General features: G+C 40.0%; 19 protein-coding genes. 5 read left to right on the forward strand and 14 right to left on the reverse strand.

Features of this window, described 5'->3' with window-relative positions; genetic code table 11:
• Nucleotides 1–6: 6 nt before the first annotated feature.
• Nucleotides 7–441, reverse strand: coding sequence for a hypothetical protein (locus ACQKIC_RS11625; protein WP_402988467.1), 435 nt, complete (start codon nt 439–441; stop codon nt 7–9).
• 22 nt (nt 442–463) lie between these two features.
• Complete coding sequence (locus ACQKIC_RS11630; protein ID WP_427591221.1) at nt 464–1240, reverse strand: SDR family oxidoreductase; 777 nt, start codon at nt 1238–1240, stop codon at nt 464–466.
• Nucleotides 1241–1442: 202 nt separating this feature from the next.
• Between ACQKIC_RS11630 and ACQKIC_RS11635 the strand changes: the two genes are divergently transcribed.
• Complete coding sequence (locus tag ACQKIC_RS11635) at nt 1443–1895, forward strand: OsmC family protein (protein ID WP_402868705.1); 453 nt, start codon at nt 1443–1445, stop codon at nt 1893–1895.
• A 46-nt stretch (nt 1896–1941) separates the two neighbouring features.
• Here ACQKIC_RS11635 and ACQKIC_RS11640 read toward each other — a convergent pair whose 3' ends face one another.
• The 6 genes from ACQKIC_RS11640 to ACQKIC_RS11665 all read right to left on the reverse strand — a co-directional run bounded on the left by ACQKIC_RS11640 (nt 1942) and on the right by ACQKIC_RS11665 (nt 5248).
• On the reverse strand, nt 1942–2193 hold the full coding sequence (locus ACQKIC_RS11640; protein ID WP_402868709.1) for a YkuS family protein: 252 nt from the start codon (nt 2191–2193) through the stop codon (nt 1942–1944).
• A 108-nt stretch (nt 2194–2301) separates the two neighbouring features.
• Entirely contained in the window at nt 2302–2463 is a 162-nt protein-coding gene (locus ACQKIC_RS11645; RefSeq protein WP_402868711.1) for a hypothetical protein, read from the reverse strand.
• Nucleotides 2464–2562: 99 nt separating this feature from the next.
• Entirely contained in the window at nt 2563–3501 is a 939-nt protein-coding gene (locus ACQKIC_RS11650) for a magnesium transporter CorA family protein (RefSeq protein WP_402868713.1), read from the reverse strand.
• Nucleotides 3502–3520: 19 nt separating this feature from the next.
• Nucleotides 3521–3646 (reverse strand): hypothetical protein, encoded by a 126-nt coding sequence (locus ACQKIC_RS11655; RefSeq protein ID WP_402868715.1) that lies wholly within the window; start codon nt 3644–3646, stop codon nt 3521–3523.
• 192 nt (nt 3647–3838) lie between these two features.
• Nucleotides 3839–4102 carry a hypothetical protein gene (locus ACQKIC_RS11660; RefSeq protein ID WP_402868716.1) on the reverse strand — a complete coding sequence of 88 codons (264 nt, stop codon included), beginning with the start codon at nt 4100–4102 and terminating at the stop codon, nt 3839–3841.
• 63 nt (nt 4103–4165) lie between these two features.
• A complete protein-coding gene (locus ACQKIC_RS11665; protein ID WP_402958711.1) occupies nt 4166–5248 on the reverse strand; it encodes a nitric oxide synthase oxygenase in 1083 nt (360 codons plus the stop codon).
• Between the two features lie 266 nt (nt 5249–5514).
• Here ACQKIC_RS11665 and ACQKIC_RS11670 point away from each other — a divergent pair, with 266 nt between their 5' ends.
• Together ACQKIC_RS11670 and ACQKIC_RS11675 are read left to right on the forward strand one after the other, a co-directional pair.
• A complete protein-coding gene (locus ACQKIC_RS11670; protein WP_402868720.1) occupies nt 5515–5838 on the forward strand; it encodes a winged helix-turn-helix transcriptional regulator in 324 nt (107 codons plus the stop codon).
• 132 nt (nt 5839–5970) lie between these two features.
• Nucleotides 5971–6885: an NAD(P)/FAD-dependent oxidoreductase gene (locus ACQKIC_RS11675; RefSeq protein WP_403122732.1), complete on the forward strand. Its 915-nt coding sequence runs from the start codon at nt 5971–5973 to the stop codon at nt 6883–6885.
• Between the two features lie 90 nt (nt 6886–6975).
• Here ACQKIC_RS11675 and ACQKIC_RS11680 read toward each other — a convergent pair whose 3' ends face one another.
• Nucleotides 6976–7122, reverse strand: coding sequence for a lmo0937 family membrane protein (locus tag ACQKIC_RS11680; RefSeq protein ID WP_402868724.1), 147 nt, complete (start codon nt 7120–7122; stop codon nt 6976–6978).
• 258 nt (nt 7123–7380) lie between these two features.
• On the opposite strand from ACQKIC_RS11680, the gene ACQKIC_RS11685 reads away from it, so the two are divergent.
• Entirely contained in the window at nt 7381–7707 is a 327-nt protein-coding gene (locus tag ACQKIC_RS11685; RefSeq protein ID WP_402958705.1) for a DUF2680 domain-containing protein, read from the forward strand.
• A 187-nt stretch (nt 7708–7894) separates the two neighbouring features.
• Nucleotides 7895–9871, forward strand: coding sequence for a S9 family peptidase (locus tag ACQKIC_RS11690; RefSeq protein ID WP_427591220.1), 1977 nt, complete (start codon nt 7895–7897; stop codon nt 9869–9871).
• Between the two features lie 48 nt (nt 9872–9919).
• On the opposite strand, the gene ACQKIC_RS11695 is transcribed toward ACQKIC_RS11690, so the two are convergent.
• From ACQKIC_RS11695 to ACQKIC_RS11715, 5 genes are all read right to left on the reverse strand, one after another.
• Nucleotides 9920–10351 carry a CBS domain-containing protein gene (locus ACQKIC_RS11695; RefSeq protein ID WP_402868730.1) on the reverse strand — a complete coding sequence of 144 codons (432 nt, stop codon included), beginning with the start codon at nt 10349–10351 and terminating at the stop codon, nt 9920–9922.
• Nucleotides 10352–10406: 55 nt separating this feature from the next.
• Nucleotides 10407–11243: an MBL fold metallo-hydrolase gene (locus ACQKIC_RS11700; RefSeq protein ID WP_427591219.1), complete on the reverse strand. Its 837-nt coding sequence runs from the start codon at nt 11241–11243 to the stop codon at nt 10407–10409.
• A gap of 101 nt (nt 11244–11344) precedes the next feature.
• Nucleotides 11345–12325, reverse strand: a complete 981-nt coding sequence (locus ACQKIC_RS11705; RefSeq protein ID WP_427591218.1) for an ABC transporter permease — start codon at nt 12323–12325, stop codon at nt 11345–11347.
• Nucleotides 12318–13232 carry an ABC transporter ATP-binding protein gene (locus tag ACQKIC_RS11710; protein WP_427591216.1) on the reverse strand — a complete coding sequence of 305 codons (915 nt, stop codon included), beginning with the start codon at nt 13230–13232 and terminating at the stop codon, nt 12318–12320. Before ACQKIC_RS11710 ends, ACQKIC_RS11705 begins: the two co-directional genes overlap by 8 nt.
• Entirely contained in the window at nt 13229–14026 is a 798-nt protein-coding gene (locus ACQKIC_RS11715; RefSeq protein ID WP_402988417.1) for a GDSL-type esterase/lipase family protein, read from the reverse strand. The genes ACQKIC_RS11710 and ACQKIC_RS11715 overlap by 4 nt, the downstream gene beginning before the upstream one ends.
• Nucleotides 14027–14238: the final 212 nt, after the last annotated feature.

Here is a 14238-nt window from a genome sequence, read left to right on the forward strand (position 1 = left end):
TCATGTTCATAAACCTTTTACTTGTACCTTGGCGTTGGATAATAAGGAATCAAAAAGAAAGTCACTGATCTTCTTTTTATCACGTACCTGCCCTGTACTTTCCCTTTTTTTATTTCGTGAACTTCTTCTACTGGATCGTTTTTCCCCTTCAGTGAGATGTAAAAGTAGCTCTTCAACCTTGTCTACTTTTTCCTCAAGTTGAATGACTAATTTGGCTACATTAGCAACATCCTGTTTGGTTGGGTAATTCATGATGATGGACATTCTCTCCGAAGCTTCCTGAAACTTATTTATACGCGGAACCTGTTGCTGTGAATTGTTGCTGATGGATTCAATAAAACTCCTATTATTAATGAACTCACGAATTTTATCATTTAACTCTTGTTCTTTTTGAGTGCCCAAGAGTTTTAACCCTTTATAAAAATCTGTTTTTTTTGGCATTTATGCTTCCCCTCTTCTTTGTTTAGATTGTAGCGGCGATGCCTCCATCAACGATCAGAACATGCCCCACTATATAGTCTGAAGCTTTCGACGCTAAAAGTATTGCCGCTCCTTTTAAATCCTCACCATTACCAAATCGATGTGCCGGAGTTTTTCCAAGAATGTCATAATCGGATTCTTCAAGGATTTTCTTTGTAATCTTAGTTGGAAAAAAGCCTGGTGCTATCGCATTCACCTGAATACCATGTCTAGCTAATTTGACACCAAGATCTTTTGTCAAGGTAATGATAGCTCCCTTGCTAGTGTTATAAGGAATGGTCACCATCAACTCAGGGTGAGTGCCTCCAAGCCCTGATACCGATGCGATATTAATAATTTTCCCGGATTTTTGTGACATCATGATTTTTGCTACGGCCTGTGAAAACAAGAATGTACCTGTAACATTAACGTTCATTACCTTTTCCCATTTATCCTCGGGAATATCTTCTAACGGACCAGACCATGAGGTCCCGCTATTATTGACAAGAATGTCAATGCTACCGAAATGATCCATTGTTTCTTTTACAACTGAATCAATATCGCTTTTGTTCGTAATATCACATTCAATGGCCAACGCCTTCGTACCCATTGAATGTAAGTATTTACAAGTTTCTTCACATACAGAAAGTTTCCGTGAAGCAATTACAATATTTGCACCCGCCATAGCCAGTGCCAACGCTATTTGTTTTCCGAGACCTCTCCCGCCTCCTGTTACAATAGCCGTTTTATTCGTCAAGTCGAATAGATCCAATGTAGTCAACTCCCCAGCCCCTTCATTATAAAATCATTTCTTTTACAATCTATATTATTATAGAAAAGCCTATACGATATTGTGCTTAAAATAGTCTCATGCCCCAGCCTGTTTGGAATTATCATTTTCAACAGCTTATGGACGGTGCATACTCTACACGAGCAAAATCCTCCAATAAGGTTTAAACTAAAGAAATGTAAGGGGGAGACTTATGACATTACATCATTTTCATTTACGCGCGAATTGGCCTGGTGGAAGAAATGGCAGTGGTACGATACAGGCAGGTAATCTACAAACGGAAATTAGTGTGCCTCCGGAAATGGATGGACCGGGGATTGGGACCAACCCAGATGAAATGCTGCTCGGTGCAGCATCTACTTGCTATATTATTACGCTTGCGGCCATGCTTGAAAGAAGCCATATTGAAAAGGCCAGTTTGACGATGGAATCCGAAGCCTTTGTGGATGTTACGAATGGGGTATTCACATACAAGAAAATCATTCATCGACCATCTCTTGTTTTAACTGATGAAGCTACGGATAAGGACTTGGAAAAAGCCCGAAAACTTGTGGATAAATCGGAGGCCTCTTGTATGATATCGCGTGCCATCAAAGGCAACGTGGAAGTAGAGGTAGAACCGGACATTTCCATCGCTCCACGTTAATGTAAAAAGAGTGCCTAACCACGATTCAAGGATAGGCACTCTTTACTTATTGGATGGAGTTCATTTTGTTTTCTACCTGACGGCATACTTCATCAGCCGTTAAACCGTCTGCATCTATAATGGAAGCTTTGATGGAAGTATCGCTGATTCCCATTACGTTCGTTTCCAAACCTGTTACAACACAACAATCCAAGTTCTTCGCATCTGCTTCTTGCTTGATTTCAACTACATCAAAACCTTTATCGCGGAGTGCTTCTTGGATATTCGTTAATGATTCTTCAACACCGATTTTTGACATCTTCACACACCTCCTCTACGTTTAATGATTTCCTTTCCTTGGGCAATTTATGTATGGTCCTTATTTTCCTTAAAGACAGGAAGAGACCTAATATCGGTCTCTCATTCTTCATAAATTTTGTTTAAGGATTTCTTCTTGTATTTGCTCATTTTTTAATGGTTCATCACCATTTGTCCCTGCCTTTGATTTTCCTCCCACAGCTCGCTTCGGTTTCATATCACTAGTCTTTAGATTATTATTGGGAGCTGCCTGTTCATTCCATTCAGTCATCGCATTCACCTCTCTTACGTTTAAAGTTCCCCTTGTTTCGCGAATTCATGAATGCTTTTTCTTCATAACAAAACCGGCTTCACTAGAAAGCCGGTTGTTTTAAAAATATTTCTTTTTCCAAAATATAAAGGCTGTTGTGCCTGCCAGACTGATAGCAATTAATAAAGTGAAGATAAAAGCATATGGGTTATGCTCAAATGGTAGATTCACATTCATTCCATAGAAACTTGCCACCATAGTCGGGAGCGTTAGTATAATCGTAACCGATGTAAGGAACTTCATGGCATTATTGACGTTATTGGATATAATGGATGCGAATGCATCCATCATCCCGCTCAAAATTGATAGGTACACTTCTGCCATTTCAATCGCCTGGCCATTTTCAATGATTACATCCTCTAATAATTCTTTATCTTCTTCATACATTTTCAAGTAATTAAAACGGAGGATTTTGTCGAGAACAACCTTGTTTGACTTCAAGGATGTCGTGAAGTAAACCAGACTTTTTTCCAATGCCAAGAAGGTGTACAGTTCTTTATTTTTCATGGACTGATGCAGTTCTCGTTCGGCTTCATTAGTCATCTTGTTGATTTGCTTAAGATAACGTAAATAATAGGACGAGATTTCAAATAATATCTGCAGGGCAAATCTTGTTTTCTTATTAGAGTAAAAACCTTTGATTTTATTATTTTTAAAATTGGTTAAAATGGGTGAATCTTTGAGAGATACCGTAATGAAACAATCATTCGTAAAAATCATGCCGATTGGTATCGTTTCAAAAATGGGCAAGTCCGCTTCATCCTTTGTCAAATAAGGGAAATCGACGATAATCAGTAAATGATCATCCTCTTTCTCTATACGAGGCCGTTCCTCATCATCTAATGGATCTTTCATGAAGTTAATCGGTACTTGCAAAGTGGAGCAAATATATTGTATTTCATCTTCTGTCGGTGCCACTATGTTCACCCATGAACCTTTCGTCATTTCATCGGTTACGTTCAGCATGCGGCTTTCATTCGTCTTGTATATCTCAATCATTCAAACGACCTCCTCTTTCTTAGAGAAAGCTCAATTTACCATCTTCGAGTAGATACTCATGGAGAATAACAGTCTCGACGTCTAGCATCATATCGGCTTCCTCTTGCTTACTGGGTTCAGGGTCGTCATAAGAACTGATGCCCACTCGTATCACATCCTTTCAATTCCTTTATCTTAATCCTAAATCTTCTAAAGCACAATAAATAATTCCCCAAGCTCTTTTCACAACATATGAAAATGCTGACTAGTTTCTTAAGCGCTATAATTGGTTAACTTTCTAAAAAAATCATTTCATAAAAAAATCGCTTGGGATATTTCCCAAGCGATGGTGTTTCATTTAAGTGTGCTTCACAGTATTATAGTAATTTACGCTATACATAGCGCCTTCATCCACCATTTTATTGTCTTCGTGATCATATGGGTCAGGATGTCCTGCCTTTTCAATTAAGGGATCTACCGATTGTCGTTTATTCCAAAAACTCATTGCCTTCGTTTTTGCACTGGACCATACATTTTTCGCTTTCCCTCGGTTCGTTTTAGATAAAAACGAGACTCCGGCAACTCCGACTCCGAGCAGTACTACATTCTTTGCTAATGCCATCATTACCTTCCTCCTTAACGTTGGATTAATATATATGTACCCTCACCCATTAAATGTAAACATTCATTTAACGTAAGGGGCCTTTTTATAAAAGAAGTTGGGCTTAACGATTTCATTTTGATACGATTTATGAAAAACATGCGTCGTTGCTGGAGAGACAGGTGGAATTAGCCATGTCCAGTCCCCCGTTACATTCCGTTTACATGATGCCTCCCTTTCTTCGAAAAGCTTAAATTGCTTGGCGGCTGTATGATGGTCAACCATACTCACACCAGCTTTTTTAAACGAATATAGAACCGCTTCATTCAGTTCAATCAGTGCCCGATCCTTCCATAATGTGGAATCCCTTCGAATGTCCAATCCCATTCTCTCTCCGATGCTGGGAAGCATATTGTAGCGATCCTCATCCGCAAGGTTTCTAGCCCCAACTTCAGTCCCCATATACCATCCATTAAATGGAGCCGCCGAGTACGAAATACCGCCAATCTCCAGTTTCATTCCGGAAATAATGGGCACAGCATACCACTTAAGGCCCAAGTCCTGGAACCAGGAAAACTCAGGATGGCCAATTGGTACTTCTTTAATGATTTCTTTCGGGATTTCATATACTCTTGGAACTTTTCCGCCTACTTGAATCACGAGTGGCAAGATATCAAACGATCCATACTTCCCCTCCCATCCCAAGGCCTGACACTGTTTGGTGAAAGCTATCGAACTAGAATCCCCAACTATGCCCGTTTCCGTCTCATATCCGGCATATCGTATAAGCTGATGATTCCATATCTCTATCTTATTTTCAATATCCTGCTGTTTAAAAACGGTGATGATTGGCCTGATATTTCCATCATTCGTTGCCCATTCAATATGCTCAATCAAGGCAGACACAATATCATCCTCACTTTGGAGAGCCCTTTTATCTAGCACCCGCAATGAATCCCAAAACAATCTACCAATACAGCGATTACTATTTCGCCAGGCCAATTTAGCCCCATATTCCAATTCTTCCGGCGTATGTTCATACCTACCCGTATCTTGGATTTCCTTTTTGATTTGACTAATTCTATCCATCGCTTCTTCATCTGTTTTACCCATTTCATCATGATATATCTTGATGAAGGAGATGGCTTCATGTAGTAATTCACTCATCTATCCCACTAATCCTTCCATCTATACTGACCTGAGATACTAATAACGTATCATAGATCTTATCTCTATCTCTAAAAGAATACCTTAAAGAAATAGTATTTCTTTAAAAGATGTGACAATTTCTGGTCAACACGACCCATCAATCTTACTATATGTAAGTAGCTATACTTTTTTATATAACAACCTATACAGTAACTAAATAATATTCAGTAAAGTTGTTACATACGAGGTAAATGCTTTATAATGAATACCAACGGGGTGATATGATGAATAATGTGACACTTTGTCCTCGATTTGAAAAAGGCATGCAAATCTTGAGTAAACGTTGGACAGGATTGATCGTCAATCAATTACTTAATGGACCTCAACGGTTTTGCAATATTGAATCTGCCTTCCCAATCAGTGGCCGAATTCTTTCTGAACGGTTAAAAGACTTGGAATCTGAAGGAATCGTAAAAAGAGATGTTTACCCAGAGACACCTGTCAGGATTGAATATTCTTTAACAGAAAAAGGCGAAGCGCTTGCACCGGTGATTCACGAGATACAGAACTGGGCACAAGAATGGATCAAACCCATAGAGGACCAATAGGCTATCCTATAAAAGAGAGGAACCATATATAGAGGTTTCTCTCTTTTTTATGTCTTACCTTTGTTTATTCGTATATGTTCAGTGGTATATTTTTCTCATAAAGGGTAACTCCTAAAAGCAGGCGGTGAATTTATGAAAAAAGTGGACTGCATCATTATTGGAGGAGGCATCGCCGGTTTACAGGCTGCCATCCAACTCGGAAGATACAATCACAATATAGCGGTGATAGACGCTCAGAAAGGCCGTTCATTGATAGCTAAAGACTATCAAAACATTCTAGGTTGGCCTGAAGGAGTGAGCGGAAAACGGTTAAGGAGCCTAGGGAGACAGCATGCAGAAAAGTTCGGAGTCGAGTTCTTCGACGGTACCGTGACTTCACTCGAGAAAAAAGAGGATCTTTTTATAATGTGCACAGATGATGATATCCATTACGAAGCGAAAACGATTTTTCTTGGGACAGGCGTTACCGATAACATTCCAGCTATAAGGAATCTCTATCCTACTCTTGGTATCTCCACTTATATTTGTCCAGACTGTGATGGGTATGAAATTAAGCATAAACAAACAGTGGTCATTGGCGGGGGAAATACGGGGGCTAACATGGCGCTCACCCTTTTATATTGGTCAAAAGCTATCATCTATGTAAACCATTCAAAAACCAAGATCAATGAAACGTTCAGAAAAAAGCTAGAGGAAAACCAAATACCTGTATTCGAAGAAGAAGTAGAGGAAGTTAAAGTCGATGAATCTCAAAATCTTCAAGCTATCCAATTGGTAAATGGGAAAAGGATAGAAGCAGAAAAAGCTTTTGTAGCATTTAAAGGGAACAAAATAAATAATGCACTTGCCAAACAACTTGGTGTTGATGTAAATGAGACAAATCATATTCATGTGAACCCACGTACGAAAGAAACAAATATTCCGGGAGTATGGGCTGGAGGAGATCTTGCCGCCCATTCCGAGCAAGTAACCATTTCAATGGGGGACGGAACTCAGGCTGCCATTTGGATTCATAAACGCCTGATGGGTGAGCTGCCTCCTGATTAGGGGACAGAAAAAAGTATCGGTACCCTCATTCAAGGAAACCGATACTTTTTTTATAAACTGTGTATTACTATTTAGCGCTACGCTCGACGTCTACCTTCGGCGTATACCTTGAAATACTTTTACCAGGATCAATATGACTGCAATGATAAGCAGGATGTGGATAAAACCCGCCGCAATTTTAAATACCAAACCGAGAATCCATAATAAGATGATGGCACCAATTATTGTCCAAAGCATTGTACTCTCTTCCTTCCTTCATTGCAAACACTTACAGATATCCTTCTAAGCCATTGCCGTAAGCGTGTGCAAATTTAATCTTACATATAAAATACCCCAATCTTCCACTAACAAACCTACTCTTCCGCCAACAAAAATATACATAAATCTGTTAATACTGTAAAAGATAATCATGTAAAGTTCTTGATCAGGATAATTTCCAGATTATATTCATGGGTGGTACCCTTATGGTGAAAAAATTTAAAAGGAGTGTTTTAAATGAAAAAAATAGGTGTAATGGTTGCAATCTTTTCCCTATTACTTTGCATGCCGATCCTTCCTGCTTCAGCTGAGGAAAACCAACAATCCGTTAAGCAGGATAACGTACAATTCACAGAGTCCCAAAAAACAGAATTAGCCACTATCCAAAAAAGGATACTAGCGGACAAAAAGGAGTTAATTGAAAAATATGTGGAATATGGTGCACTTTCTAAAGAAGAGGCAGACAAAATGTACGCACATTTTGAACGACACTACAAAATGATGGAGCAACATGATTTTCAAATCCCTTCCCACCGCCCACATACAAAACACATGCCAAAGTAATGAAATGACTGATTTTTCTTCTATTCCGGCCTATACATAGGACGGAATTTTTTCATCCTAGGCACTTATTCATTCTCGTGCCTGAAAATTCGCTGTGTACTTGTTTCCAAAGTGTAAAATATTTACTAAAGGATTTGGAATTCCCTGTAGCGAATACATAGAGACGAGAAATGAAAGGATGAAGAATATGCACAAAAAAGGAATATCAGCAGAAGACCTATTTCAGATGAAATCTGTAACCGATCCAAAACTTTCACCCGATGGCAGCATGGTCATTTATGTACAAACCACCATCGATGAACGAACGGAAAAATACATCTCCAACTTATATATGTATAGCCTGATCACCACTGAAACAAAACAATGGACATTCGGGAATCACCGTGATACCTCACCAGGCTGGTCACCAGACGGAAAGTACATTAGCTTCTTATCAGACCGTTCTGGAAAAAAACAAGTTCATATCATTCATTCAATCGGTGGGGAGTGCCGACAGCTGACGCATTTCCTCGATGGAGCAACCAATCCCATCTGGTCCCCTTGTTCGAGAAAACTGCTACTATCCACTATGGTACCTGAAAATAAGGCGGTGTTATCCGAAAAAGAAGAAGAAACCTCATGCAAAGATGTACAGCGTTATGATCAGATAAAATACAAATGGGATGACAGAGGATATTTCAATCATCACTATAGTCAACTCGTCTTGGTAGATATAGTAAATGGTGAATTCATATTACTAACGGAAAATCTGACGAACAGTCACCCAAATGCCTGGTCTCCAGATGGATCTCAAATCGCTTATATTAGCGGTGAACCGGGGAAAAGTGATTTGGACCTATTCACAGATATCTACATTATGGATGTCAAGACGAAAATTTCCCGAAAAGTAACTGGCAGCTCTGGATATTACCGTGATCCAAAATGGTCCCCTAATGGTGAATTCCTTTCCTACATTGGCCACAACAAAGAATTTGCCGGTGCAACCTCTTCAAAAATCTGGTTGTACTCTGTTTTGGATGAAACCATACAATGTTTGACGGAAGGTTGGGACGTTGAAATAGGAAGCTCCGCCATCGGTGATTTCCAAATGGGCGCAGTGGATCCTGGCATTCTGTGGACGAATGACAGCCAAGGCTTTTACTTCTTAATAAGTGATTATGGAAATACCGGTGTTTATTATGGATCGATTGAAGGGGCCATGTACCCTTCCCTCCTCGAGCCTCAACATGTATATGGGTTAACAATCAACCCGGATAGCCATCATGCCATCGTAGCCATAAGTACACCTGTTCATCCCGGTGATTTATTTGTTTATAACCTCATGACTGGCGATAAAGAACAGATCAGCTTTGTAAACGATGAATACTTACAGGATAAAACTATAGCTATTGCCGAGCCCATTTCCTTCCGTTCAACAGATGATACCCTCATCCACGGCTGGATCATGAAGCCATGTGAATTTGTGGATAATAAAAAGTATCCCCTCATTTTAGAGATTCACGGTGGGCCTCATGCAATGTATGCGAATAACTATGTTCACGAATTTCAGACTTTGGCGAATGAAGGCTATGTTGTATTGTTCATCAATCCACGCGGAAGTGTTGGATATGGACAGGAGTTCGCGAATGCCAACCGTGGTGATTATGGTGGAATGGATTATGAGGACTTAATGGCTGCTGTAGACTATGTTCTAGATTTCTACTCCTTTATTGACGCTGAAAAGTTAGGTGTAACGGGTGGCTCCTATGGAGGGTTCATGACCAATTGGATTATCGGTCATACAAACCGCTTCAAGGCGGCTGTGACCCAGCGTTGCATAAGCAATTGGATAAGTTTCTATGGAGTCAGTGACATCGGATATTATTTCACCGAATGGGAAATTTCAGGAGATGTCATTAACTCACCAGAAAAATTATGGGAACACTCCCCATTAAAGTATGTAGCAAATGTGCAAACTCCTTTGCTATTACTTCACGGGGAAAAAGACTATCGTTGTCCTATTGAACAGAGTGAACAATTTTTTGTAGCATTAAAAAGGCAAAAAAAAGAAGCGGTGCTTGTTTCCTTCCCAAATGAAAACCATGAAGTATCCCGAAGCGGGTCACCCAAAATGCGTCTTCGTCATATAGTGGAAATCAAGGAATGGTTTAATAAGTACCTTTAAAAACAAAAGAACTCTGCTAGCGTTCCCGCTAGCAGAGTTCTTTTGTTTTTAATGTTGAATCTGATCTCGGTTCTCAGAAATAGAATGTAAAGCGATACCCGCTTCGGAAATTGTCTGGTTGTGAACGGCAAGGTCGCCTAAAGCGATAATACCAACCAATTTTTCCTTTTCTACAATCGGCAGTCTTCTTACTTGTTCACTCGCCATCAAATCCTCTGCTTCTTCCACTGACATATCCGGCGAACCCGTAACAAGGTCTGTGGAGATAATATCGGTGATTTTTGTTGAATTTGGTTTTTTCTCTGCGACAGAACGGGTAACAATGTCCCTATCTGTAATAACACCAATTAAACGATTGTTTTCTAAAACGGGAATAACTCCAACATTACCATCCTTCATTTTTAAAGCTGCTTCGTATACATTATCTTCAGCCGTACAAAAATCCACATCGGATGTCATAATATCTCTTATTTTCGTCATATAATTCCTCCATCTAAATGAGATCTTAATTTATTCGAAAAATAGTCTTTCTTATTTATTCTACGTATTCCCCGTAATCTGGCCTTGCAATAGAATCAAAGTTCCTTGCTAGGTTTGCTAAACCTTTCGTAAGTTCCTCTCCTTCAATCGGATAACCATGACCCGTTATCACAAGCCTCGGCTTTAAATCAGCTAGGGTTAATACCGATTGTTTGGCTGCATCCCAATCAGTTGTCAAATAGCGTGGAGGACCAGTCAATTCTTTTTCCTGAGTGATGACTTTATAAAGGGAATCTTGTCTGACGTTAACAAAAGCATCACCCGCAATCAAGCTTCGATCGCCTTCTCTAAAAAGAGAAACATGCCCAGTTGAGTGTCCAGGAGTATGGATCCATTTCCAGTCGGGAAGTCCGGGAACACTATGGTCATCCGGCAGGGGCTGAACTTGCTCAGCCAAATCAATTCCCTCGTTTGGAAACAGCCAAGATATCTTCGCGACCAAACCACCTTCCACCGTGGGATCAGGTTCTGGATAATTCTCTTTGCCGGTTAAATAAGGCATTTCATTTTGATGTGCATAGACCGGAACCTTCCACACTTTCAATAAATCTACTAGTGCTCCGATATGGTCGAAGTGTCCATGAGTGAGGATAATGGCCTCTGGAGGATGATTCTCACCATAAATCTCTTCAGCTTCTTTCTTGATCATATCTGCTGAACCGGCCATACCCGCATCAATCAGGACCCACTTCTTTTCATCTGGTGACCCTATGAACACGACATTCACAATTTGAATAGGAAAGCAATATAAATCCTTATTCACAAACTGACCTTTCCCACTGGATACTGATGTCATTGGAATGATTTTTTTGTTCAAATTATTATTATCCATAAGCCCCTCCACTTATTTATTTATTAAACGTTGCTTTCATTTAAAAGGATACCCGCCTTTGAATAATAAAAACCGGCCTTGATGCAACAAGCCTTCCTCGATTAAAAAACATCCTTCCGTGTAAATACCGAAAAAGATACAAGCAGGGCAATGGCCCACCAAGCAAGTAGAGTAATCATAGATGATGATAAGGTCATACCCTCGATAGGAGGTGCTGTCCCACTAACATATGAGGTCAACTTTAAATTCACCATAAAGAAATATTTAGCCGATTCCCAAGAAGAAACCATGTTGCTTAAAATGGCTCCGGATATTAGGGAGGCGAGCATGATACCCATCCCTGCAGGTGTACTTCTAACTAGTACTGACAACATGAATGAAAGGGTTCCTACCACTACGGCCACCAGCCAGACTAGGCCCATATCCATCAAAAGGAATTTCCATTGTTGGACCATTCTTACCTGGCTTATATCCACTTCTCCGCCATTTATGCCAAAACCGGTAATGGTCGGCTCATTCCAGCCATGATACCCAAAAACAAGACCTGATAAAAAATAAGCGAGAAGAGCGGTCATCGCCACTATCAAGGAAACAGCCAATAACAAAGTAATATATTTACTCAAAAGTATTTGCCATCGTTTCACAGGCCTAGTGAGCAAGAGTTTAATCGTTCCCTGACTACTTTCCGAGGATACGAGGTCACTGGCTACAATCATGATTAAAAGGGGAATGAATAGGTCTATTGAATTCTCCAAAAACATACGTGTAAAAGTTGCAGCCCCAGGTTCTGAAGGGTTAATGTCGTGGTCTAGATAATATTGCTGCTGTTTTAGGGTGACCTGAAGCTGCTCTCTCCATTCATCCAACATCCTGCTTGAGCTCAATCTGTTCTGAGTATCGATGATTTGCTGTTGAACTGCAGTACGCCAATCATCAGTACCTAACTTCTCTCTTTGCTCCTCCACTTGTTTATATTGTGCGTATGTAAACATCAACACTAGTATACCTACGATAATTCCAATGATGAGCAGCCGTTTCTTTGCCAATAACTTCATCATTTCATTTTGAATCAGGTTACTCAATTCCAGCACCCCCACTTCCGGTTATTTGTAAAAATAACTCCTCCAAGGCTGGAAGTCTACGATTCATTTCAAGTACCTTCACACCCGCAACATTCAGGGCGGCATTCCATTCGGGAGTCCTATGTTCATCAAATTTTGTGACGATATAATCGTATTCCACCATTATATCCGTAAACGCACTAAGGATTTCGCTTCCCTTTTGCAATGGCTCAACACGCCAAATCATCTTTTCCTGAGTCTTTAATAAATGTTCTACCGTATCAGTTTGGATGATTTCACCTTTTGTAATAATGGCCACTCGATCACAAAGAAGTTGTATTTCCCCCAGTAAATGGGAAGATACCAAAACACTCATGCCTTCTTCTTCTGCAAGTTTCCTAATGAACTGGCGCATTTCACGGATTCCTGCGGGATCAAGTCCATTTGTCGGTTCATCCAGGACCAATATTTTAGGTCTGTTTAGCATAGCTTGTGCTATACCAAGCCGCTGCCTCATACCTAACGAGTATGTCTTCACCTTTTCATGAATCCGAGCCTTAAGACCAACTAACTCAATGACTTCATTCATTCTTGATTCATCAACACCCGGTAGCATTCGTGCAAAATGGAGCAGATTGTCCCAACCACTTAAATATGGGTAAAGTTCTGGATTTTCTACTATACAGCCTAAATTCTTCATGGCTTCCGTAAAGTTTTTACGTACATCGTACCCACATATTTCAATGGAACCTGATGTTGGCTTAATTAGGCCAACCAACATTCTGATTGTCGTCGTTTTCCCGGCCCCATTCGGACCTAAAAAGCCGAATACTTCACCCTCTCTTAGCTCAAACTCTATTCCCTTTATGATTTCCCGCTTGCCAATCGTTTTTTTTAGATTCTTCACGCTCAATGTCACATTCCTCATTTTGCTTCCCCTTCCCATTGAATTAAAGGAGAGATCCTATCCGCGATCAAACGATACCCTTCCTTATTGGGGTGAAATCTATCCGAATACAAATACTCATTCACTGATAACTGAAATAAATCAAAAGTCGGTACGAATACGGCATTTTCATAGGTCGCAATCACCTCAGCTGTTTCGTTATTCCAATCCCGAACAATTTTATTTGTATCAAAGTCTTCATCCAATTCGATGAAGGGGTTGTACAAACCGACCATGAATATGGTGGCTGAATCATTTAATTTAGTGATTTCCTTTAAAGTCTCATTCAAATTTTTCAAATAGTCCTTTTGCAATTCACTGGTAACCTCAAGATCATAATCAAATAAGGTCTGACCTTGCTGAAAAAGATCATTCCCGCCGATTGTAATCATGATGACATCCGCTGACTGTATTTGGCGACCTATCTCCGATTGTTTCACCTGTTCAGCCAATTCTTTGGATACTTGCCCCTTTACTCCAAGGTTATGAACAAGGGGTTTGCTATTAAAGCGACTTTTCAAGTCTTCGACCACAAGGCCCACATAGCCTTTCCCTGTCTCATCGCCAGTTCCCCGAGTCAGAGAATCTCCTAAGGCCACTAAGGTGAAATCATCTGGAACATTTTTTTCTATTGATTTTGAATTTGCTTCTTTCAATTCCACTTCAGAGGATTTTTCTCCATAGTAATCGTAAAGTGTCCACCCTACACAAAACAGAAAAAACAGTCCGATAAGCGCTGCTATAATAGTTGTTGCAATAACCCTGACTTGGCTCAATCACATTCATCCTTCCGATGGTTTACTTAATTCCATTAAAACACATTATTTCCAATAATAAAAAGATGTCGACCCCGTTAACTAAACTGTCCGTTCTTTTTTTCATAAACGCATGACAACCATGAGCCGATTCCAGTAGGCTTCCACGGTAAAAACAAGATAACCTACCAACTAGCACCGTATTAAACTCAATGGATTAGCAAACAAAAAAA

It is taken from the genome of Peribacillus sp. NPDC046944, assembly GCF_050272735.1.
Classification (GTDB): Bacteria; Bacillota; Bacilli; order Bacillales; family DSM-1321; genus Peribacillus.

What these genes read in the sequence shown, in the direction of transcription:
- ACQKIC_RS11625 (WP_402988467.1), bottom strand. Translation starts at nt 441, where the DNA reads ATGCCAAAAAAAACAGATTTTTATAAAGGGTTAAAACTCTTGGGCACT.
- ACQKIC_RS11635 (WP_402868705.1), top strand. Translation starts at nt 1,443, where the DNA reads ATGACATTACATCATTTTCATTTACGCGCGAATTGGCCTGGTGGAAGA.
- ACQKIC_RS11640 (WP_402868709.1), bottom strand. Translation starts at nt 2,193, where the DNA reads ATGTCAAAAATCGGTGTTGAAGAATCATTAACGAATATCCAAGAAGCA.
- ACQKIC_RS11645 (WP_402868711.1), bottom strand. Translation starts at nt 2,463, where the DNA reads ATGACTGAATGGAATGAACAGGCAGCTCCCAATAATAATCTAAAGACT.
- ACQKIC_RS11650 (WP_402868713.1), bottom strand. Translation starts at nt 3,501, where the DNA reads ATGATTGAGATATACAAGACGAATGAAAGCCGCATGCTGAACGTAACC.
- ACQKIC_RS11660 (WP_402868716.1), bottom strand. Translation starts at nt 4,102, where the DNA reads ATGGCATTAGCAAAGAATGTAGTACTGCTCGGAGTCGGAGTTGCCGGA.
- ACQKIC_RS11665 (WP_402958711.1), bottom strand. Translation starts at nt 5,248, where the DNA reads ATGAGTGAATTACTACATGAAGCCATCTCCTTCATCAAGATATATCAT.
- ACQKIC_RS11670 (WP_402868720.1), top strand. Translation starts at nt 5,515, where the DNA reads ATGAATAATGTGACACTTTGTCCTCGATTTGAAAAAGGCATGCAAATC.
- ACQKIC_RS11675 (WP_403122732.1), top strand. Translation starts at nt 5,971, where the DNA reads ATGAAAAAAGTGGACTGCATCATTATTGGAGGAGGCATCGCCGGTTTA.
- ACQKIC_RS11680 (WP_402868724.1), bottom strand. Translation starts at nt 7,122, where the DNA reads ATGCTTTGGACAATAATTGGTGCCATCATCTTATTATGGATTCTCGGT.
- ACQKIC_RS11685 (WP_402958705.1), top strand. Translation starts at nt 7,381, where the DNA reads ATGAAAAAAATAGGTGTAATGGTTGCAATCTTTTCCCTATTACTTTGC.
- ACQKIC_RS11690 (WP_427591220.1), top strand. Translation starts at nt 7,895, where the DNA reads ATGCACAAAAAAGGAATATCAGCAGAAGACCTATTTCAGATGAAATCT.
- ACQKIC_RS11695 (WP_402868730.1), bottom strand. Translation starts at nt 10,351, where the DNA reads ATGACGAAAATAAGAGATATTATGACATCCGATGTGGATTTTTGTACG.
- ACQKIC_RS11700 (WP_427591219.1), bottom strand. Translation starts at nt 11,243, where the DNA reads ATGGATAATAATAATTTGAACAAAAAAATCATTCCAATGACATCAGTA.
- ACQKIC_RS11710 (WP_427591216.1), bottom strand. Translation starts at nt 13,232, where the DNA reads ATGAGGAATGTGACATTGAGCGTGAAGAATCTAAAAAAAACGATTGGC.